Below are 20,094 nucleotides of genomic sequence, written 5' to 3' on the forward strand. Positions count from 1 at the left end.
GGCCGGCATTGTAAGCAGGCCGCTTGGGCCTCGGTACAGTGAGGTGCTAGTGGGTGATGTCGGCAGTCTCCTGTGGGTGGTCGGCAAGATACTGCAGGCGCTTTTGGCGAAAGTCGCGGAGGTGCTCTTCAATGGTATCGCCGCGCAGGAGAACACCAAACGGCTTTGCCACCTCCCTCCCTTTTCCCGCAAATAATTCCTCAATAATTTTCAGGCCGACTTCACCGCGATAATGGGACTGCTCCCAGTAGTGCTGCATGTCGGCCTTGCCGGTCACCTGGGGGATATCCTCGGTGGTTATGCTGTTAAAGCCTGAAAAATCAAAGAGTTCTATGTTGCATCCAGCCTGTCTTTGGGCGTCGGTCATCCGTACCAATGCCCTTTTCCAGTCGTCGACATCATCCTCAAGCGTCGCCCAGTACGATAGCTCAGCAAGGGCGTGAATCGGCTGGATGTACAGGCGAAATACGGTGCCCTGCCGGCAATATTCACCGAGCACCCTGCCGAGAAGCTCGGTGGTGGCGGGGACGTCTTCTGGCTTTCCCAGCGGGGCCTTTTTCTTTAAGACCTCCTCAAAGGCCTTTTCCGTGCCGCCTTCGTTGCGCATGATGATTTCCAGGCACTGTGCAGATTTGTGGCCGAAGGAGGCGAGAAGCGACCGGCAGCTCTGTTCGGAATAGCCGAGCAGGATCTTCAGGGTATCCACCGTCATCGCCATCGAAATTGCCCGCTTGATATTCAACAGGGCCCGCCGGAGCGGGTAGTACGGTCCCTTGGCGACCAGTTCGCTTGAGAAATCGGTGTTGCCGGATTTTTCGCGGAATTGCCAGCCGTAATCCAGGCCCCAGACAACGGTTTCCGGGCGGTGAAAGAAGCTGGTATGGCGCAGCATGTTTATCGCATCGCCCACCGAGGCGCCGCTGAGGGCCAGGTTGAAGACCCGCTTCCCTGAAAAGACCGGGCTTTCCGCCGGGAGACCGATCTCGGTCCTTGAGCTGCCGAGGTAGGCCACCTCCGGCTGATAGCGGTAGGCAGCGTAGGTCTTGGCCCAGGGCATGATCTTCTGTTGGGCCGGATTCAGGCGTTCCATCAGTGCGCTGTCCCATTGGTGGGTGTAGTACGGATCAACCACGTAGTTGAGAAGGACCAGAATGGTGAGCAGCAGCAAGCAGGCCAGGCTGGTGTTGAGGAGGTATATGCGTACTGTGCGATTGGTAAAGGAATGAGTCATAACTTATTAAGATAGCATTGAATATTTTCGATAATTGCTAAAACTGGGCATAGATAAAATCGTTGGTTCGCTCGATACTGAGGATGCACAGGGCAAGGATGCAGCCGACGGTAATGCTCCAAAGCAGGCGGGGCGACCAGTGTATGGTGATAATGGATGGCGATCGCAGTTTGGTTTTTCGTTCCTTGTCGGAATATAAAAACAGTTCATTGGTATTGGGCATACAAAAGGCGACAAAAGTACTGAGTACCAGCATGGTGTAGCCGAGGGAGTCGATTTCGGTAACCGCCGAGACTCCGTTGCAGCCTATCATTCCTGCGAGAACACCGAAGGCCGATGCTACGTCCGGTGCGCGGAAGAAACACCAGGCAACCACCACCGCAATGAAGGTGAGAATCCGGCCGAGGAAGTCGGTCAGCGCCGCCGGCGGCCTTGGATATTTTTCCATCATGTGTTGCCAGCCGTGCTGCACGCAGAGGTACAACCCATGCAGTCCCCCCCAGACAACAAAGGTCCAGTTCGCTCCGTGCCATAAGCCACCGAGCAGCATGGTCAGGATGAGATTGCGGTAGCGTTTCAGCTGGCCCTCACGGTTGCCTCCGAGAGGGATATACAGGTAATTGCGGAGAAACCGGGACAGGGAGATGTGCCATCTTTGCCAGAAATCGCTGACACTTGTCGCCTTGTAAGGGGAATGAAAGTTGACCGGGATATGAAAACCCATCAGCCGGGACACCCCGACGGCCATATCGGAATAGCCGGAGAAATCAAAATACAGCTGCATGGTGTAGGCGAGCATGCCCAGCCATGCCTGGAAAAATTGCGGATCGCCGCCGGCAAAAACCGGCTGAATCGCCGAGGCCAGATTATCGGCGATGAGGAGTTTCTTGCCGAGGCCAAAGACAAAAAGGGAAACCCCTATGGCAAAGTTGTCGGCCTTTACCTGGTAGTGCTCCGGGTCGGAAAACTGCGGCATCATCTCCTGGTGATGGAGGATGGGTCCGGCGATGATATAGGGGAAATACGAGGTAAAGAGCAGATAATGCGGGAAATTGACCTCCTTTATTTTCCGGTGATAGGCATCGACCAGCAGGGAGATCTGGGTAAAGGTGAAAAATGAAATCCCCAGCGGCAGGAGGATGTGCAGCACCGGCAGATCGGCGGCGGTGATCTGGTTGATCGAATGAATGAAAAAATTGGCGTACTTGAAAAAGCCAAGGAGGGACAGATTGAACACTATCGATGCCGTCAGCCATTTTTTGCGATGGGTATCGTGGGCTGCAAGGATCCGCCTGCATGTCCAGTAATTGATACAGATGGAGGCCAGGAGGATGGGGATATAGCGAAGATCCCATGAACCATAAAAATACAGCGATGCAACCACCAGCCAACCGGCCGCCCATCGCCTGTCCCGCCGGGCAAAGAAGTAAAAGCCGAGCAAGGTGACCGGCAAAAACAGAAGAAGAAAGGAAAACGAATTAAAAACCATAATTGCACCTCAGCCGCAGTACACGACACAGCCTGGCAGTTGCCGAAAAATTTTTATCGATTTGCGTGAATCAGCCGTCTGGCCGAACCCTTCCCGCCATGAGCCGGGGTAAGAGGTGAGTGTACAGCAAGAAGCCATGGCAATCCAAACACTTTTCGCAGGGTTTGGGCACCGTATCGGTTCACTGGCGACCTTAGCGGTGGAGGGCAATGCTCGCCGTATTCCCGAGTTGTTGTCAACAAAGCAGGATGCTGTTCATATTTATTGACAGTTGTGTCCGGCCTTAGAGTCCATGTTATGTCTTTGTCGTACCTTGTAAGTATTTGAATGTAAAAAATATGTGTCGGTGATTTGGGGTTTTTCCCGGGGTTGGCACGGTTGCTGCTATTTCCTCGGGCAAGGTGCTCTTTGTCTGAGATTGTTGGAGCTGAGTTGAGCAGTTGGCCTACTCATACGAAACGTATGCCCTTGCGGTGTACACTACCATCCTTCCGAACGTGAAAAAGCATGACGACTTTTTTTTTCTCCAGAAAGAAACCGGATTGCGTTACCGCCTGCAGGTGGCAGACCTGCCCGCAGCGGTATCTGGCGGCGCTCCGCAACATCGACGAGCTGCGGAATATTCGCGCCCTCGACGACCAGCCCTCCGGTGTTGGCCAGTTCCAGGCAAAAGCCCCACGATGCGGCGATCTTGTTATCCTCTACATTGAGAACCTGCAGGACCTTGATGCCATGGTCGGGGCCCGCGATGCCTTTGAGGGTCTGAAAAAGATTCTGGTTATCGCCGGACCGATCGATGGTGACGACAGGAAATACCACCTGCTCGAACCACGCTACATAACCCAGGCGGGGCGGAACCTTGCCGAGCTGGAAGCGGTAATCTGCAAAATGACCGGATATGTCAACTGAGCACTACACAAGGAGAATAACGATGGCCCAGCCGCAATTATTTGCGTCCTTCCTTCTCGACAGATCGGAAGGCCTGGAGATTGCCCTGAAAGCGGAAAACGTTGCCGAGGCAACCCCCGTTACCGGGCGTATCCAGCGTTTGCCCGCCAGTCTCGATTTTGTTGAGGGTATCATGCACCTCCGGGAAGAGGTGATCCCACTCATCAATTTGAAGAAAAGACTCGGCCTGGCCGGGAGAGACTACGACGCAACGGCCAAGGTCGCCGTTGTCAAACTCTTTCATCGTCGCTATGGGCTGCTCTTTGACGATATCCGCGAGGTCTTCGCGGTAGGTCCGGAAGACATCCGCAAGGTCGACACTGCCTTGCAGACCGACGATACGATTATTTCATCACTGATTTCCCTGGAAAAGGGCAAGAGGACCGTGGAACTCCTTGATCTCAACAGTCTCTTTCCCGGCAAGGCACTCGAACTTGAGAAGATCGGCGAGGCCTTGCTCAGCGATGCGCGAGAGGCAAAATCATCGCCGTTCACCCGCCACGTGGTCTTTGCCTTTGCTGAACAACTCTATGCCATTCCGGTCGAATATACCCAGGAAATAACCTTCTTCGATGCGGTCAATCAGATGTATCGCGGTGGCGTCGAGGAGAAGAATCCGCCGTTTAGCAGTTCCATCCAGGACCTCTTCAAACACAGCAATATCGACGGCTCCCTGACTCTCAGAGGGAAAACCATTCCGGTGTTGAACGCGAGACGATTGCTGGGAGGACCCGGTGTCTCCAGTGATGAATATCTTGGGGAGCACACCAGGATTCTCGTGGTATCGGACAAGACCTTTACCGTTGGTTTGATTGTCGAAGAGGTGAAGGCCATTATCCCCATACCCGACGATGAAGTGCTTCCTCTGGGGCGTGGAAATAATTCAATATCAGGTATTTATCAGAAGAATGACGGGTCGAATATCATGCTCCTGAACATGGATACCCTGATCCACGGCCATTCCGATGAATTGCAGACCCTGGCCCGTTTGAGCAGCGGTGCCGAGACCGTCAGGGACAAAGGCAAAGAATCGATGACCAGTGCCCATCATCTCATCACCGAAAACTGTTATCTGGTCTTTTGGATCGGCAGATATATGGCGGTGCAGCTCAAGGATGTGCAAGAGATTATTCAGAAATCCGGGGTTTTGGGTCTGCCCGGGGCAAGTGCTTTCAAAAGTGGGGTAATCAATCTGCGCGGTTTGGTGGTCCCGGTCATCAATCTCCGCGAATTCTACGGGTATTCCGGCGGGCCGCAGGGCACGGCGGAGCATAAGCTCATTATCTGCAGAAATGAGTCGATGACAATAGCCCTGGAGGTTGATGGCATTGTCACCATTTATAAACAGGAGCAGTGCCAAAATACCTCGTCAATCAAAAAGGAGCTGGCAAAAAGGAAGGACACCCTCGACAGATTGATACTCTTTGAGCAGGAAGGTCAGAAAACCGAGCACGTGCTGGTCGTCAACATTCACAATCTTATTCGGAATCATCTTGAGGTGGAGCACTCTTAAGAGGTTTTCAAAACATCACTACTTCTAGAAATAATTGAGCCAGGGAGAGGCGGAATATGGAAAACAAGCAAAGGACTATAAATATGGAACAGGATACCGCGATGTTAGATCTATTTTTGGAGCCAAGTTATATCGTCGATGAAAAGAAGGTTGTCACCTGGGCCAATAAGCCCTTTCTGACCCGCTTTAATCTCACCAAGGAGGCCCTCCTTGCCAAGATGACCTGTGAAGAGGCCTGTCCCACCCAGCTTTGCGGAACCAAGGATTGTCCAGTGGAAAAATCACGGAGGATCAACAAGCCGGTGTCCACCGAGGTGATCTACAAGGATGGGGATAAAGGCATAACATTTTTCACCAGCAAGGCCGTACCGATGAATGGTGGTGGCGGCACCTTTGTCACCCTGCAGGACATCAGTGCCCAGAAGGCCACCGAGGCCCGGTTGCGGCAGCTGTCCACCGATCTCGATGTCATCCCGACACCGATCATGGAGATAGATACCAAGTTTGCCATTACCTTCATGAATCCAGCGGGTGCCGCTGTCGCCGGGCTGACGGTGGATGAGGTGATCGGCAAGAAATGCTATGACCTCTTTAAGACCCCCCATTGCAAGACCGAGAAATGCGCTTGCGCCCGGGCGATGAAGACCGATTCGGTGGTGACCGAGCAGACCATCGCCAGGCCGAGGGACGGTGTCATCGTGCCGATCAAATATACCGGGGCACCGGTCAAGGACGCCAAGGGAAATATCAAGGGAGCGCTTGAATATATCCTCGATATGACGGAGGAAATCAAGCAGAGGCAAATGGCTGACGAAAAGATCGAGAATCTCAACACCCTGCCGACGCCGGTGTTGGCCATTGACACCGATTTCACCATCACCTTTATGAATCCGGCCGGTGCCTCGGTGGTTGGTAAGACCCCTGATGAGGTCATCGGCCGGAAGTGCTACGATCTCTTTAAGACGCCTCACTGCAAGACCGATAAATGTGCCTGTGGCCGCGCCATGCGCACCGATGCGGTGGTGACCGAACAGACCATCGCCAGGCCGGCGGAAGGGGTCATCATTCCGATCAAGTATACCGGTGCACCGATCAAGGATGCCAAGGGCAATATCAAGGGAGCCCTTGAGTATGTTCTCGATATGACAGAAGAATCTAAGCAGAAGCAGGCCGCCGAGGAAAAGATCGACAATCTCAACACCATCCCCACGCCGATTCTTGCCGTTGATACCGATTTCACCATCACCTATATGAACCCGGCCGGGGCGGCGGTGGTTGGTTCGACCCCGGACGAGGTGGTTGGCAAGAAATGCTATGATCTCTTCAAAACACCACACTGCAAGACCGAAAAATGTGCCTGCGCCCGGGCCATGCGTACTGATTCGGTGGTGACAGAGCAGACCATCGCAAGACCTGCGGAAGGAGTCATTATCCCGATCAAATATACCGGGGCGCCGATCAAGGACGCCAAGGGCAACATCAAGGGCGCCCTGGAGTACGTCCTTGATATGACGGAGGAGGCCAGGCAAAGGCAGGCGGCGGATGAGAAGATCGAGAACCTCAACACCATCCCGACACCGATAATGTCTATAGACACCGATTTCAACATCACCTTCATGAACCCGGCCGGTTCGGCGGTACTTGGGCGGACCCCGGACGAGGTGATCGGCAAAAAATGTTACGATCTCTTCCAGACCGACCACTGCCGGACCGATAACTGCGCCTGCGGCAAGGCCATGCGCACCGATTCGATTGTTCAGGAACAAACCACCGCCAAGCCCAATGGCAAAATTATCCCGATCAAGTACACCGCCTCGCCGATTAAGGATGCCAAGGGCAATATCAAGGGCGCTCTAGAATATATCACCGACGTTACCGCTGAAAAGGCCGTGGAGAAGCTGATCAGCGCCGCCGTCAATGATGTCGATGCCCTGGTCGGCGAGTCAAAGCGGGAGATGGATCAAGCCAAGGTCAAGGTCGATGAGATGAACACCTTGATCGACACCGAGGTTCGTAAGCTCGATGTCTCGCTGCAGACGGTGAAAGAGATGGTTGAGAGCTCCGGAACGATGGTCAGTCTCTCCAGCGAATCGAACCGGCTGGCGACTGATCTGTCAAAAGAGGCGGAGACGGGCAAGGCGGCCGGTAAAAACGCCGAACAGAAGCTCATGGACATCAACAGCGCCATGAAGAAAAACAATGAGATGGTCAGCGGCCTGGTCAGCCAGCTGGAGAAGATCTCGGGTTTTGTCGATATCATCAAGGATATAGCCTCGAAGACCAATCTCCTCGCCTTTAACGCGGCGATCGAGGCGGCACGGGCAGGGGATGCCGGGCGCGGCTTTGCGGTTGTCGCCGATGAGGTGCGAAAACTTGCTGAAAACAGCTCGAAATCGGCCATCGACATCTCCGATATCGTCAAGAAAGTGGAAAAAGACTCTCTGCAGACTATCAACGCCATGCAGAACGGCATGGTCATGCTCGATGAAGGTGGCAAGGTTATCAATACCGCCCTCGATTCCATGGAGACTATTTCCAGGGGAATCGAGACCATCTCCCGGGCGGTCGACGGTTTGAGCCAGCAATCGAAAAATCTCTGCAGCAGCGGCCAAAGCGTCATGACCGAGATCGAAAATGTCGCGGTGTCTTCAAAGGAGAATCAGCAATCAACCGGCCTTGTCAATAAATCCCTGGCTGGAACGGTTGGGGCCTTAGACCGGTTGGTGCAATCAAACAAAAACCTTCAGGAAGCGGTGCAGAATCTCTAGCGGTATCGTTTAGGGCGGGAGGACCTCCACGCCTCCCGTCCTAACTCGGTGATTCCCTGTTGCTGGCTATGACTGTATTCTCAGAGACTTGTGTAGCTGATTATGATTTTTGGCGACAAAATAATGACTCCGCGGCTGCGGTTGCGGCGCTTGATGGAGCAGGACCTGCCCCTCTTCGTCAGCTGGAGCAATAGTGATATCGCCCACGGTGAGTATCTAAGCCCCGATCGCATCGACACGCGCGAAGGGCGGGAGATAATCGCCGGCGATGCATGCTGGCAGGAGCAAAATCGTATTTTTCTCATTGAGCAGAAAGACGTTGGACCGATCGGTACCCTGCGTTACTGGCTCCGGCCGGAACGGCGGAGTTGTGCGGTAATGGCCATAAAGATCTCCGATCCGGGTCAGCGCAACAAGGGCTATGGCACGGAGGCCCAGAAATATCTGATCATCCATCTCTTTATGCGGGTGAAGGTTGCAAGCGTTGAGATGTATACCGATATCAACAATCGCTCGCAGCAACGCTGTCTGACAAAACTTGGTTTCGAGTTGCTGGAAACTCTCAACTACGATGATCACAACGTCAAGCGGGTAGGCCATTTGTTCCGGTTGGATGCCGCTACCTTTTCCAATAGTCTTGTGTATCAGTATCATTATGAATAAAAAACTTGGCCTGGTTGTCGATGGCCGTTTGCAGAGGCACGCAATTTCAGGCCACTCGCCGGAAAATCCAGGGCGAATCCGCCGTCTTTCGGCGGTGGTCCAGGAGCGCTTCCGGCAGGATTGTGTATTCTTGCCGGCACGGCCGGCAGATCTTGCCGACATCGAAGCGGTCCATTCGCGGTTTTATCTGGAGCAGCTGCGCGACCACCAGTTGCGTTCTGATCCCTATTCCTACGATCGCGATACCTACCTGATGGGACATTCCCTGGAAACCGCAGAGTTGGCGGCCGGCGGCTGTATGGCATTGGCCGACCGGATCATGGGCGGCGAACTCGATCATGGTTTTGCCATGGTCCGTCCTCCCGGCCACCATGCGGAGCCCGGCCGGGGCATGGGCTTCTGCATCTTCAATAATGTTGCGATTGTAGCTGAGTATCTACGACGCCACTATCAGCTCAGGCGGATACTCATCCTCGATTTTGACGCCCATCACGGCAACGGAACTCAGGAGGTGTTTTACGACACCGACGAGGTCTTGGTGCTTTCCCTGCACCAGCGGGATATCTTTCCTTTTACCGGCAAAGCCGAAGAGACAGGGAGCGGAAAGGGGACAGGCTATACCATTAACGTGCCGGTTTTTGCCCAGTTTGCTGATGTCGAATACACCTTCCTTCTCGGCCGCATTCTGCAGAGTGTGGTTGAGCAGTATCTGCCGCAGATAATCCTGGTTTCGGCCGGGTATGATGGCCACAGAGACGAAACCATCAGCGGTACCAACCTCTCCACCGAATGGTTCGGTCTCGTCACCGCCATGCTTAAACAATATGCCCGGGAGTTCTGCGACAACCGCTTGCTGATGGTTCTCGAAGGCGGCTACAACCCTTTGAGCCTTGAGGCATCGGTGCTGGCGACCATTGAAAGTCTGCTGACGAACCGGCGGGATAAGATAGGGGTATATTATTCTGAACGCGCCAACCAGTTGTTGAAGGATCACCCTCTCCAGGCCAAGTGGCTTTTACAATAAGGAAATCATGGAAAATAAAAAGATAGATGAAGATGCCTTGAAGACCATTTTTCATGAGTGCCGCCAGTGCGGTACCTGTTGCAAGGGCTACCGGAAAATTGTCGTGCAGCCGGATGAGGCCGAGTTTATAACGAAAATGGGTGGCCATGTTGGGGTCAACGTGAGTATGAAGGATATCCGGGAAAGTGACCTGCAAACCGCAATAGCCAAGGCCAAAGATAACGACAAGTTGTACATGATTCATCCTGACGATAAGGGATGTGTCTTTCTTGAGCACCGAAACGGCAAATACCGGTGTAAAATCTATCACTACCGGCCAAGGACCTGCCGGGGCTTTCGCTGCAATCTTGTCGATGACAGCTTTCTCCATCTCTTTGGAGGGGGCGATGCTATCCACCTTCTTGGCAAAGACAGTTACGGCCTGCCGTTAAAGGTCGAATAGTGGGCCTGGTCTGGCATTTATTGCGCAGCGGTTTTCGACTCTTGACCTGGCAACAGGATTCCTTAAATTTGTCTAACAGCATCGCATGTCTGCACAGGGCGATTTTTCCGCTTGTTGCCGGGAAAAGTCTTGCTTGTTTTCAGTAATTTTATAAAATAAATCAAAGTGATAGTTTGTGGCCATGGTACCTGTCGCGGTGTGCGGCGGGAGACCTCGCCAGACACTTTATGCTTCGTTGTTTCCTTGCCGTATACCGCGTGCAGGGATTTGGCGGGAAAAATGTGGGGTGCAGAAACCTGAGGATTGGCAGTTCACCTCAAGACAGGAGTCGGCAATGGCCCATAGGTATCCAAAGGATTTGGTGCAGGAGCTTCTCCAGCTCTGGCGGCTTGGGCCGCCGGGGATGGGTACCGGTCCGGGATATGGGCGGCTGCCCGATTCCTCGGTGCTGGAAGAGCTGCTGTCGACCGCCTATCAGGTAAGCCAGATGCGGGAGGAGGCGCGTGGTCTTCGTTTTCGCTTGATGCTTTGCGAACCGGAAGACGTTGATGAAGATGGCAGCGGCGAGGCGCTCGGGCTCTTTACCCTCAGTTTTACCGAGCCACGGCCATATAACGAGTACGAACTCCTCAAACTCGGCCCCTCGATTGACTATAATAACTCGCTCATAGGTCTTCGCTGCCGGGGGGAAGGTATACAGATCTGGGGTCTGATCCACTCCGGCTCCCGGTGGATGCACGTCATTCATGGCGGCAGCAAGCAGGCAACCCCGCTGCCGCCGGCCTTAGGTATTAATATTCTCGGTGCCGGCCGGTTGATTGTCTGCCGGGGGATAGAGATTCTTGCCCAGCTGAGCGGCGGCAAAATTATCACCCCGTCGACCAATGTCTTCCGCTCGCAATGGGTTGCCAGGCGATTCGGGCAGGTGCGCAGTGAGCTTGCCGCCCTGCATGAACAGAATCCGAACCGCGATCCGGGCACATGGTCGCGCATCGATCCTGCCTTTATTCCTGCCCTGTATCTTGAGTTCTTTAAGCATGTTATCAGTACGGTGCGGCGTTCCGGGCACGGTGGCACCATCATCTCCTTTCCCGCCGGCATGGATGACTTGGTGGCCCATGACAACCCGTATATCGATCTGAAGTACCGTTTCAATGAAGGCGATCCCCGTTATCAGCTGCGCAAGATCGTGTTGAAGATTATGGAGGTTTTATCCCGGAATTGCGGGCGGTTATATGGGCCAGATTATCTGGCTGGGTGGAAGGACTATGTGTCCTTGCAGACCGAGGAATTGGGTCAGCTTGATGAGCGGGTGTTTAAGTATGCCAGATTTATCGCCAGACTCACCGGGGTGGATGGTGCTGTCGTGACCACCGAGAGCCTGGAGATAATCGGCTTTGGCGGAATCATCCAGGGAGCCATGGAGATGGGAGGAATCGTCGCCCGGGCCATGGATCCAGAAGGCCTTCACCGCCAGGTCGAGCGCGTTGAAAGTGTCGGTACCAGGCATAGATCTCTTTACTATCTCTGTAACAAGCTGCATGACGTCCTTGGCATCATTGTTTCCCAGGATGCCAAGGCCAGCGTCGTCATGTGGAGCAAAGACAAGGTGACATGCTGGGATGTCATTCCCATCGATTTCGCGTAATTTCTGTATACCCTTTCCGGTAAGTCTTTCGCGGCTGTATTGTTAGATTCGCAGGTAATCCCTATAGCTGGCGAACATAGCGGTCATACTTCTTCAGGTAGATTTCCGATAAAGTCAGGAAGGCGGTAATGATAAGCGGGCCATAGATGATCCCGAGCACCCCATAGATCGTCATCCCGCCAAGAATCGACAGGAAAACCAAGAGGGTATGCATGTTCACCTGGGTTCCGACCATCTTCGGTTTGGCAAAATTTTCAACGCCGAAGGAAAGAATTAAATAATAAAACAGGAGGAAAATTCCCTCATTCATCCTGTCGCTGAGCATCAAAAACACAGCGGCCGGGATCATCACCAGGCCTATGCCGAAGATCGGCATGAAGGCGATGACCGCCATGACGCAGCCCCAAAGAATCGGGGAGTTGAGGCCGAGGATGGAAAACATGGCGCCGCCCAAGACCCCCTGTATCAATCCGCAGATACCGTTGCCTTTAAGAATTGCATTGGCGATTTCCTGAAACTTGTCGATGAGCAGGCGATTTTCGTCCTCTGGCAGGGGCGAGATGCGGATTAGGTAGTCTATCAGCTTGGGCTGATCAATGAGGAGGAAGAATATCACTAAAATCATCAAAAAGAAAAGGACGACAGATTGCAAGACGTTGGCTGCCCAGGAGCTGGCCTGGTTGTAAAGAAATAGGCCGCCTTTTTTCACCAGATAGGAGAAGATATCGGAGATCTCCGATGGATCGAAATCGAATCCAACTTGGAGTAATTGTGCGTGAAATTGTAAAATTATCGGACTTTCCTGGATAAATACCTGGAGCTTCAGGCCGATCCGGCTGTCGCGGCCCCAGCTATAGAGGTTGAATGCCTCATCGGCCAAGGAAAACACAAAGAAAATGAGAGGAATAAAGACGATGGCAATAATCAACAGACAGGTGCCAGCTGAGGCTATCTGGTTGGGGAGTTTTCTGTTGAGGAAGATATAGATCGGGCGAAAAAGATTGGTGAGGAGAAAGGACAGTACCAGGATCGACCAGAACGGCGACAGGATCAGGCCGAAAAAAAAGATCGAGATGGCGAAGACCAGTAGGAAATACCGGATACTAATCGGACTGGGCGCTTGCCCGTTTGGCTGATATTCGGTTGCAGGTCTTGTCATTCCTGGTTTCCTGAGGCAGTTCGAGGTTTATGGGTAAATGAAATGGGGTTGCAATTATTCCGGTTGCTGAGGTATCCTAAACCCTTCCAGACGAACTGAGCGATAAGGCTTGGTGGCATCGCCTATTGGATAAAGATATAGTCTCTTGTTGATTAAGCAAAGAAAAAATCGTGTTGCCGAGGAGAGTTGGACAATGTGGGAAGATCTTGAAGTGGTGTTGGAGAAGGTTGCTGGAGATCGTTTGAAAAAAAAGCCGTCACCGGACAAACTGGGTTTTGGACTTCATTTTACCGATCATATGTTCTTGATGAAATGGAGCCGGGAGAATGGCTGGCATGACGCGAAAATATGCGCCAACCAGGATTTCCAGCTCAGTCCTGCGGCAATGGTTTTCCACTACGGACAAGCAATTTTTGAGGGTCTCAAGGCATATCGCGGCAAAGACGATCAACTATTCCTCTTTCGTCCCAAGGACAATTTCGAGAGAATGAACAATTCGGCGGTACGGATGTGTATGCCGCGGATTCCTGTGGAAAAGGTCGTCAATATTTTAAAATCTCTGATTTACTTGGAAAGAGAGTGGGTGCCACGCTCAGAGGGGGCAACCTTATATATCCGTCCGACGATGATTGCGATTGAACCGACTCTGGGTGTAAAGCCGTCCTCGCTCTATTATTTTTATATAATTATGACCCCCGTCGGTTCGTATTATGCCGAAGGTTGTAATCCTACCAAGATCTATGTCAGTGATCAGTATGCCAGGGCGGTGAAAGGCGGTGTTGGCTATGTCAAGAACGCCGGCAATTACGCGGCTTCACTCTTTACGTCGGAGATAGCCAAAAAGGAGGGTTGTACCCAGGTGTTGTGGCTTGATGCCTGCGAACATAAATATGTTGAAGAGGTAGGAACCAGCAATATCTTTTTCAAGATAAATGACGAGTTGATCACGCCGCCCCTGGAGGGTTCGATTTTAGGCGGTCTCACCCGGGATTCCGTTATCAAACTGGCCTCCAGTTGGGGGGTGGCGGTGGCCGAGCGGAAGATCTCCATTGACGAAGTTCTGCAGGCCAACGCGGACGGGACGCTTCAGGAGGCATTCGGCACGGGAACCGCTGCCGTCATATCGCCGGTCGGTGAGTTACTGTACAAAAATGTCGGTTACAAGATACGTAACGGCCAGACCGGTGAACTGTCGGCGAGGCTCTATTCCGAACTGCAGGCCATTCAAAGGGGACATCAAAAGGACCCGTTCAAATGGGTGGTTCGCGTCGGCTGATTCTATAAAAACATCATATTTCCGGGCGTTTCATCGGCTTGCATGGGACGTCCGGCATCTCCTGTTTTTTTTAAAAATCGCCCCTTGATTTTTGAAGATGACAGCCTATATTTTTGCCCAGTTCGATATACCACCCTGAAAATCGGGCAAAAATTCAATTTGGGACTCCTTTTGTTCACTTGTGGGTCCCTTTTTCCGTCACAAATCATTTGTATCGTTAGGAGGTAGTAATGAAGATTCGTCCATTGAATGATCGTCTTTTGGTGAAGCGACTTGCAGAAGAGGCAAAAACAGCAGGTGGTATCATCATCCCTGACAGCGCCAAAGAGAAGCCGGCCGAGGGTGAAGTCGTTGCTGTTGGTCCTGGAAAACTCAACGATAAAGGTGAGAGAGTTGCTCTTCAGGTGGTTGCCGGTGACAGAGTATTGTTTTCCAAATACGGTGGCACTGAAGTGAAAATTGATGGCGACGACTTTCTGATTATGCGTGAAGACGATATCCTCGGGATCGTTGTTAAATAGTTTCAGGAATATCTGGAATTTGTTTGCACCGTAATCTTTAATAAATTGATAATATCTCGTTGAAAAGGGAGAAATAATAATGGCTGGAAAAGAAATCAAATATGGAGTGAAGGCCCGTGAGTCGATACTCAACGGCGTTAATGTCCTGGCGAATGCGGTAAAAGTGACCCTCGGTCCGAAAGGCCGCAATGTACTGATTGACAAATCCTACGGAGCCCCCACCATCACCAAGGACGGCGTGACTGTTGCCAAAGAGATCGAACTGAAAGACAAGTTCGAGAACATGGGCGCCCAGATGGTCAAGGAAGTTGCCTCGAAGACCTCGGATGTTGCCGGTGACGGAACGACCACCGCTACAGTACTTGCCCAATCGATCTATACCGAAGGCGTAAAACTTGTTGCCGCCGGCGGTAATCCGATGGAAATCAAACGCGGTATCGACAAGGGTGTTGCCTGTGTTGTTGCCGAATTGGCGAAGATTGCCACTCCGACCAAAGAACAAAAAGAGATTGCCCAGGTTGGTACCATTTCTGCAAACAGCGATGAGACCATAGGTAATATTATTGCCGAGGCCATGGATAAGGTTGGTAAAGAAGGCGTTATTACCGTGGAGGAAGCAAAATCCATGGACACCAGCCTTGATGTCGTTGAAGGTATGCAGTTTGATCGTGGTTACCTCTCTCCCTATTTTGTCACCGATCCGGAGAGAATGGAAGTGACCATGGATGAGCCGTACATCCTCCTGGTAGAGAAAAAAGTTTCCAGCATGAAGGATCTTCTGCCGGTACTTGAGTCTGTCGCCAAGATGGGTAAAGGACTTTTCATCGTGGCAGAGGACGTAGATGGCGAGGCCCTCGCCACTCTCGTCGTCAATAAACTGCGCGGCACCCTGAGTGTTGCTGCGGTAAAGGCGCCTGGTTTTGGTGACCGTCGTAAGGCAATGCTCGAAGATATCGCCATTCTCACCGGCGGCCAGGTTATCACCGAAGATCTCGGCATCAAGCTTGAGAACGTTACTCTCAACGATCTCGGAACCTGCAAGCGCATTGTCGTCGATAAAGACAACACCACGATTGTTGATGGTGCTGGCGACAAAGACAAACTGGCTGCACGCGTCAAGCAGATCCGTGCCCAGATAGAGGATACAACCTCTGACTATGATCGCGAGAAACTGCAGGAGCGTCTTGCCAAACTGATTGGTGGCGTTGCGGTCATCAACGTCGGTGCTGCTACTGAGATTGAAATGAAGGAGAAAAAAGCACGCGTTGAGGATGCCTTGAATGCGACTCGCGCTGCGGTCGAAGAGGGTGTTGTCCCTGGTGGTGGCGTAGCCTATATCCGCTGCCTCAAAGCGTTGTCGGCAATGGATCTGAAAGGTGAGCAAGGTCTCGGAAGAAATATTCTGCTGAGAGCCCTTGAGGAGCCCATTCGTCAAATCGCCAATAACGCCGGACGTGAAGGCTCTGTCATTGTTGAGCATGTGAAAGGTCTTGAGGGAGCAATGGGCTTCAATGCCGCCACCGAGGAGTATGAGAATCTGATTACTGCCGGTGTTATCGATCCCGCCAAGGTTACCAGAACAGCGCTGCAAAATGCTGCTTCTGTAGCTGGCATGCTCCTCACCACTGAGTGCACTATTGCCGAGATTCCGGAAGAGAATGCTCCTGCTGCCGGCGGGATGCCTCCAGGAATGGGTGGAATGGGCGGAATGGGCGGAATGATGTAAAATCATTCGGCTTGCTCCGGTAATCCCGGAGCATGAAATGATTGGAGGGTTTCATGGTTGTGGATCCCTCCAATTTTTGTTTTGTCGGGACCAAGCCTTTGTTACACAAAAAGTCTTGACATGAAGAAACTGATGGGGTATTTATTCCCGGCCTTATCTCAAGGCGATGTAGCTCAGTTGGTCAGAGCATGCGGCTCATATCCGCAGTGTCCGGGGTTCAAGTCCCTGCATCGCCACCAGCCTATCGTCCGGAATTATCCGGCTTTACATATAAACCCGCTATTCCATTCGGAATGCGGGTTTTTCTATTTGCCTAATTTTCTCCTCACTGTTTATAAGAGGCAATTGCACTATTGGCGCTGTTTTTCTACACATCAACACCGGCAAATGTGGTATTCTTCCACGTCTCGTGTTTCTGCTTCAATTCTATTAACAAAAAAAGTCAGTAAGGTGCTAGGATGAGTATGCTTGGCCGGAGTAACTTTACTGAAAAAGTAATGCGGAATACTTGTTGGCAGGTGTCGTACACTGAACCCGGTGTGCCAACGGCGTATATGCTGCATTTAACAGCCCGTATGTTTGGAAAGCTATGACTGATATCGCTCAGAATCTTGAGGAAAGGCCAGCTGTTATCACCATTTTGTGCATTTTGGGATTCATTGGCGTGGCATTTCTCGTGCCAAAAGTGTTTTCGACAGTTGCTCGCGAGATAGGCTTCTGGTATCCCCCGTATCTTGCAATTGTTGGGGTGGTTGGTCTGATCTGCAATATTGGTTTCTGGAAGATGAAGAAATGGGGCTTTTATAGTTATGTGCTATTCGTTGCACTCAATCAGATTGTCATGTTAAGCACTGGTACCTGGCTGCCGACAGCGCTTATCGTACCGGTTGTTGTCATAATTATACTGGCCTTTTATCTCCGAAAGATGACGTGAGATTGGTTGGGAATCGGTGTTCGTGACACATGATATGTTTACTTATTTTTGCCTTTAAGAACATATGCATAGACTACAATATAGCGAAGGTATTTATCAGACACCAGGCCAGTCTGGCTCTATGTTTTCGGGACTCATGCCATCATTGTTCTTTTACGTACAACTCATTGGGATCGTTTGCCGATCGAGCAGGGTGGCGAAAAAAGGTGAATATGGCGATAATAATTGGATAGATAGTAGCTTGGCGGTGCTACGGTGTCTTGAGCAAGTTGGTGTTAAAGTAGAGATATCGGGAATTGAGAATATTGAAAGCCTAAGCGGCCCAGCTGTTTTTATCGGCAATCATATGAGTATGATGGAGACAATGGTCTTGCCTGTGATAATTCAGCCTGTTCGTCCAGTGACCTTCGTTGTTAAAGAAAGTCTTCTGTCATACCCGGTTTTTAAACATATCATGCGCTCTCGCAATCCTGTCGCCGTCACTCGGACTAATCCACGACAAGATTTGAAGGTAGTTATGACTGAAGGAGTAGAAAGGTTGCGAGCTGGGATATCGGTGATTGTGTTTCCTCAAACGACGCGGTCGCACTTGTTCGATCCTGAACAGATGAGTTCTATCGGGGTGAAGCTTGCGAAAAAGGCTGGGGTACCGATTGTGCCGGTGGCCTTGAAAACAGATTGCTGGCAGAATGGCTCCTGGCTCAAAGATTTTGGTAAGATAGATACCACCAAAGCGGCTTGTTTTTCATTTGGCGTGCCGACAATGGTGGCAGGGAAGGGCGAAGAGGAGCAAACTGCCGTTAATGCGTTTATTGTGGATTCTTTGAGAAAGTGGGAGCCATCAAAAATTTCCCAATGAAACTCCAATGCATTGAACCTCGTGTAGCGAAATCGGCGCGAATTTGCAGTCCTTGATTTTCAGCTTGTTCAGCTGGGGCCACAGTGTCTTTTTGGGAGAAGAGTCTGGTGATATCGTTTTTCTCTTTTGTGGGATTACACGAATAAAGGCTTAGTCCTCTTCTGCATCATCTTCAAGGAACTCATCCTCTTCTGGATCGAGGTCATCTACTTCATCCTCTTGCTCATCGTCGATAATATCATCGTCGTCTTCCCCACCGCTTTCTAAGAAACCGTTGTCTTCAATGTCGGAGTCATCTTCGTCATCAAGACTGGTTTGTTGTCTGATTGCCTTGGGAATTTTCGATTCAGGTAGAACCAGTTCGGTGATTTTGGCAATCTCATTTTTCAGGTCGGGATCCTGAAGACAAATTTCACAGGTGGCGACATGCTGTTCCATAAATGTCACCATTCGAGCTGGGGCCATGGTCTCATCACGAACGCTGAGATACCATGATTTGATCATTTTTACTAATCTTTCACACTGCATGCGGGTTAGGTGCCTGGTTCCTGAAATTATTAGAGAAGCTGAAATCGTAGTTTAGTGCACAATCGCTAAGACAAGAAAGCGCCGCAGTATAATAAATAGTTGTTTTCAAGGTCAACACTTATTAGTATATTGCTCTCCTTTTGCAGCGTATTTCGGAAGTGGATAGGGCACTGGTGGCTCTCCCGGACTTCAAATCCGGTGTAGCGGGTTAATAGCCCGTTAGGTGGGTTCGATTCCCATGCACTTCCGCCAAAGGTTGCGGCATTCCACGCCGTGGTGATGTTTACCTCCCGCCTCGTTTCAATTCTGGCTCCCAGCAAAATATCCGCAGCAATAAAGAGTTAATGAGCCACCCTCTTTTTTTCAAGGTTCGATGGCTATATCTCACTTGATGAGAGGATGTCCCATATTTTGACGTTGCTCAACATATGCTTCCGCGACTTTTCGTGCAATATTTCTGATGCGGCCAATGTATCTGGTACGTTCGTTAACGCTGATTGCTTTACGGGCGTCGAGCAGATTAAAGGTGTGTGAGCATTTAAGGCAATAATCATAAGCCGGAAGAATCAATTTTTTATCAACAAGTTTGAGTGCTTCTGTCTCATATACTTCAAAGAATTCGAGAAGTTTTCCGACGTTTGCTTCTTCAAAGTTAAAGGTAGAAAACTCAACTTCCGCCTGATGAAAGATTTCACCGTAGGTAATTTGATCATTCCAAGCGATATCATAGACACTTTCTACCCCCTGAAGGTACATGGCTATACGTTCAAGGCCATAGGTAACTTCCACTGTTGTAGGATAGAGATCAATTGAACCCGCTTGTTGAAAATATGTAAATTGGGTGATTTCCATTCCGTCCAGCCACACCTCCCAGCCTAAGCCCGATGCCCCGAGTGTCGGTGATTCCCAGTCATCTTCCACGAACCGGATATCGTGTTCCAGAAGGTTGAGTCCAAATCTTTCTAAACTCCCTAAGTAGAGCTCCTGAATATTTAAAGGTGACGGTTTTATAACAACCTGATATTGGTAGTAGTGCTGTAAACGGTTTGGGTTGTTACCGTATCTTCCATCAGTAGGTCGGCGGGAAGGTTGTGGGTATGCTGATTTCCAAGGTTCTGGGCCAAGGGCGCGGAGTAGTGTTGCAGGATGAAAGGTTCCGGCACCGACCTCCATGTCGTAAGGTTGTTGGATCACACACCCATGGTTGGCCCAATATTTACTCAGTTCAAAGATAATATCTTGAAAATTCATAGCAATTCCTCGTTGTCAGGGTAAGACAAGAAATGTTGTTGGTATTTTACACAAAAAGAACAGATTCCCTTCTATAGCCGCCAAGATCCCGTAGTATATAATTGCTATCTTGAC

General features: G+C 51.1%; 18 protein-coding genes and 2 tRNA genes. 15 read left to right on the forward strand and 5 right to left on the reverse strand.

Annotation, left to right across the window (positions count from 1 at the left end; all coding sequences use genetic code 11):
- Positions 1-46 precede the first annotated feature (46 nt).
- Both OEL83_08170 and OEL83_08175 read right to left on the reverse strand, forming a co-directional pair.
- Positions 47-1,231 (reverse strand): hypothetical protein, encoded by a 1,185-nt coding sequence (locus OEL83_08170; protein MDK9707012.1) that lies wholly within the window; start codon positions 1,229-1,231, stop codon positions 47-49.
- A 37-nt stretch (positions 1,232-1,268) separates the two neighbouring features.
- A complete protein-coding gene (locus OEL83_08175; protein MDK9707013.1) occupies positions 1,269-2,720 on the reverse strand; it encodes an MBOAT family protein in 1,452 nt (483 codons plus the stop codon).
- 136 nt (positions 2,721-2,856) lie between these two features.
- On the opposite strand from OEL83_08175, the gene OEL83_08180 reads away from it, so the two are divergent.
- From OEL83_08180 to OEL83_08215, 8 genes are all read left to right on the forward strand, one after another.
- The gene (locus OEL83_08180; protein MDK9707014.1) at positions 2,857-2,988 is read left to right on the forward strand and encodes a hypothetical protein; all 132 of its coding nucleotides are present in this window, start codon (positions 2,857-2,859) and stop codon (positions 2,986-2,988) included.
- Between the two features lie 239 nt (positions 2,989-3,227).
- The gene (locus tag OEL83_08185) at positions 3,228-3,629 is read left to right on the forward strand and encodes a hypothetical protein (GenBank protein MDK9707015.1); all 402 of its coding nucleotides are present in this window, start codon (positions 3,228-3,230) and stop codon (positions 3,627-3,629) included.
- Positions 3,630-3,651: 22 nt separating this feature from the next.
- Complete coding sequence (locus OEL83_08190; protein MDK9707016.1) at positions 3,652-5,181, forward strand: chemotaxis protein CheW; 1,530 nt, start codon at positions 3,652-3,654, stop codon at positions 5,179-5,181.
- 101 nt (positions 5,182-5,282) lie between these two features.
- Positions 5,283-7,949: a PAS domain-containing protein gene (locus tag OEL83_08195; protein MDK9707017.1), complete on the forward strand. Its 2,667-nt coding sequence runs from the start codon at positions 5,283-5,285 to the stop codon at positions 7,947-7,949.
- Between the two features lie 123 nt (positions 7,950-8,072).
- Positions 8,073-8,612 carry a GNAT family N-acetyltransferase gene (locus OEL83_08200; GenBank protein ID MDK9707018.1) on the forward strand — a complete coding sequence of 180 codons (540 nt, stop codon included), beginning with the start codon at positions 8,073-8,075 and terminating at the stop codon, positions 8,610-8,612.
- Positions 8,605-9,636, forward strand: coding sequence for a histone deacetylase (locus OEL83_08205; protein MDK9707019.1), 1,032 nt, complete (start codon positions 8,605-8,607; stop codon positions 9,634-9,636). Before OEL83_08200 ends, OEL83_08205 begins: the two co-directional genes overlap by 8 nt.
- Positions 9,637-9,643: 7 nt before the next feature.
- On the forward strand, positions 9,644-10,078 hold the full coding sequence (locus tag OEL83_08210; protein MDK9707020.1) for a YkgJ family cysteine cluster protein: 435 nt from the start codon (positions 9,644-9,646) through the stop codon (positions 10,076-10,078).
- Positions 10,079-10,412: 334 nt separating this feature from the next.
- Positions 10,413-11,726 carry a hypothetical protein gene (locus OEL83_08215; GenBank protein ID MDK9707021.1) on the forward strand — a complete coding sequence of 438 codons (1,314 nt, stop codon included), beginning with the start codon at positions 10,413-10,415 and terminating at the stop codon, positions 11,724-11,726.
- Between the two features lie 61 nt (positions 11,727-11,787).
- On the opposite strand, the gene OEL83_08220 is transcribed toward OEL83_08215, so the two are convergent.
- Positions 11,788-12,885 carry an AI-2E family transporter gene (locus OEL83_08220; protein MDK9707022.1) on the reverse strand — a complete coding sequence of 366 codons (1,098 nt, stop codon included), beginning with the start codon at positions 12,883-12,885 and terminating at the stop codon, positions 11,788-11,790.
- 193 nt (positions 12,886-13,078) lie between these two features.
- On the opposite strand from OEL83_08220, the gene OEL83_08225 reads away from it, so the two are divergent.
- The 6 genes from OEL83_08225 (at position 13,079) to OEL83_08250 (ending at position 18,201) form a co-directional block, all read left to right on the forward strand.
- Positions 13,079-14,161: a branched-chain amino acid aminotransferase gene (locus OEL83_08225; protein MDK9707023.1), complete on the forward strand. Its 1,083-nt coding sequence runs from the start codon at positions 13,079-13,081 to the stop codon at positions 14,159-14,161.
- A 230-nt stretch (positions 14,162-14,391) separates the two neighbouring features.
- Positions 14,392-14,682: a co-chaperone GroES gene (gene groES, locus OEL83_08230; protein MDK9707024.1), complete on the forward strand. Its 291-nt coding sequence runs from the start codon at positions 14,392-14,394 to the stop codon at positions 14,680-14,682.
- 79 nt (positions 14,683-14,761) lie between these two features.
- The gene (gene groL, locus OEL83_08235) at positions 14,762-16,408 is read left to right on the forward strand and encodes a chaperonin GroEL (GenBank protein MDK9707025.1); all 1,647 of its coding nucleotides are present in this window, start codon (positions 14,762-14,764) and stop codon (positions 16,406-16,408) included.
- A gap of 162 nt (positions 16,409-16,570) precedes the next feature.
- Positions 16,571-16,647: transfer RNA gene (locus OEL83_08240), tRNA-Met, on the forward strand.
- A gap of 350 nt (positions 16,648-16,997) precedes the next feature.
- A complete protein-coding gene (locus tag OEL83_08245; GenBank protein ID MDK9707026.1) occupies positions 16,998-17,342 on the forward strand; it encodes a hypothetical protein in 345 nt (114 codons plus the stop codon).
- 193 nt (positions 17,343-17,535) lie between these two features.
- Positions 17,536-18,201 carry a 1-acyl-sn-glycerol-3-phosphate acyltransferase gene (locus OEL83_08250; GenBank protein MDK9707027.1) on the forward strand — a complete coding sequence of 222 codons (666 nt, stop codon included), beginning with the start codon at positions 17,536-17,538 and terminating at the stop codon, positions 18,199-18,201.
- 150 nt (positions 18,202-18,351) lie between these two features.
- Here OEL83_08250 and OEL83_08255 read toward each other — a convergent pair whose 3' ends face one another.
- Positions 18,352-18,705, reverse strand: a complete 354-nt coding sequence (locus OEL83_08255) for a hypothetical protein (protein ID MDK9707028.1) — start codon at positions 18,703-18,705, stop codon at positions 18,352-18,354.
- A gap of 178 nt (positions 18,706-18,883) precedes the next feature.
- On the opposite strand from OEL83_08255, the gene OEL83_08260 reads away from it, so the two are divergent.
- A tRNA-Sec gene (locus tag OEL83_08260) sits at positions 18,884-18,981 on the forward strand.
- A 132-nt stretch (positions 18,982-19,113) separates the two neighbouring features.
- Here the strand turns inward: OEL83_08260 and glyQ are convergent.
- A complete protein-coding gene (gene glyQ, locus OEL83_08265) occupies positions 19,114-19,980 on the reverse strand; it encodes a glycine--tRNA ligase subunit alpha (protein MDK9707029.1) in 867 nt (288 codons plus the stop codon).
- Between the last annotated feature and the right edge of the window lie 114 nt (positions 19,981-20,094).

Origin of the sequence: Desulforhopalus sp., from assembly GCA_030247675.1 — a bacterium.
In the GTDB taxonomy this organism is placed as follows: Bacteria; Desulfobacterota; Desulfobulbia; order Desulfobulbales; family Desulfocapsaceae; genus Desulforhopalus_A.

Excerpts from the sequence above, each read along its gene's own strand:
- groL (MDK9707025.1), top strand. The coding sequence starts at position 14,762 with ATGGCTGGAAAAGAAATCAAATATGGAGTGAAGGCCCGTGAGTCGATA.
- OEL83_08190 (MDK9707016.1), top strand. The coding sequence starts at position 3,652 with ATGGCCCAGCCGCAATTATTTGCGTCCTTCCTTCTCGACAGATCGGAA.
- OEL83_08255 (MDK9707028.1), bottom strand. The coding sequence starts at position 18,705 with ATGATCAAATCATGGTATCTCAGCGTTCGTGATGAGACCATGGCCCCA.
- OEL83_08200 (MDK9707018.1), top strand. The coding sequence starts at position 8,073 with ATGACTCCGCGGCTGCGGTTGCGGCGCTTGATGGAGCAGGACCTGCCC.
- glyQ (MDK9707029.1), bottom strand. The coding sequence starts at position 19,980 with ATGAATTTTCAAGATATTATCTTTGAACTGAGTAAATATTGGGCCAAC.
- OEL83_08195 (MDK9707017.1), top strand. The coding sequence starts at position 5,283 with ATGTTAGATCTATTTTTGGAGCCAAGTTATATCGTCGATGAAAAGAAG.
- OEL83_08210 (MDK9707020.1), top strand. The coding sequence starts at position 9,644 with ATGGAAAATAAAAAGATAGATGAAGATGCCTTGAAGACCATTTTTCAT.
- groES (MDK9707024.1), top strand. The coding sequence starts at position 14,392 with ATGAAGATTCGTCCATTGAATGATCGTCTTTTGGTGAAGCGACTTGCA.
- OEL83_08225 (MDK9707023.1), top strand. The coding sequence starts at position 13,079 with ATGTGGGAAGATCTTGAAGTGGTGTTGGAGAAGGTTGCTGGAGATCGT.
- OEL83_08185 (MDK9707015.1), top strand. The coding sequence starts at position 3,228 with ATGACGACTTTTTTTTTCTCCAGAAAGAAACCGGATTGCGTTACCGCC.
- OEL83_08180 (MDK9707014.1), top strand. The coding sequence starts at position 2,857 with ATGGCAATCCAAACACTTTTCGCAGGGTTTGGGCACCGTATCGGTTCA.
- OEL83_08245 (MDK9707026.1), top strand. The coding sequence starts at position 16,998 with ATGACTGATATCGCTCAGAATCTTGAGGAAAGGCCAGCTGTTATCACC.
- OEL83_08220 (MDK9707022.1), bottom strand. The coding sequence starts at position 12,885 with ATGACAAGACCTGCAACCGAATATCAGCCAAACGGGCAAGCGCCCAGT.
- OEL83_08170 (MDK9707012.1), bottom strand. The coding sequence starts at position 1,231 with ATGACTCATTCCTTTACCAATCGCACAGTACGCATATACCTCCTCAAC.
- OEL83_08215 (MDK9707021.1), top strand. The coding sequence starts at position 10,413 with ATGGCCCATAGGTATCCAAAGGATTTGGTGCAGGAGCTTCTCCAGCTC.
- OEL83_08175 (MDK9707013.1), bottom strand. The coding sequence starts at position 2,720 with ATGGTTTTTAATTCGTTTTCCTTTCTTCTTCTGTTTTTGCCGGTCACC.
- OEL83_08205 (MDK9707019.1), top strand. The coding sequence starts at position 8,605 with ATGAATAAAAAACTTGGCCTGGTTGTCGATGGCCGTTTGCAGAGGCAC.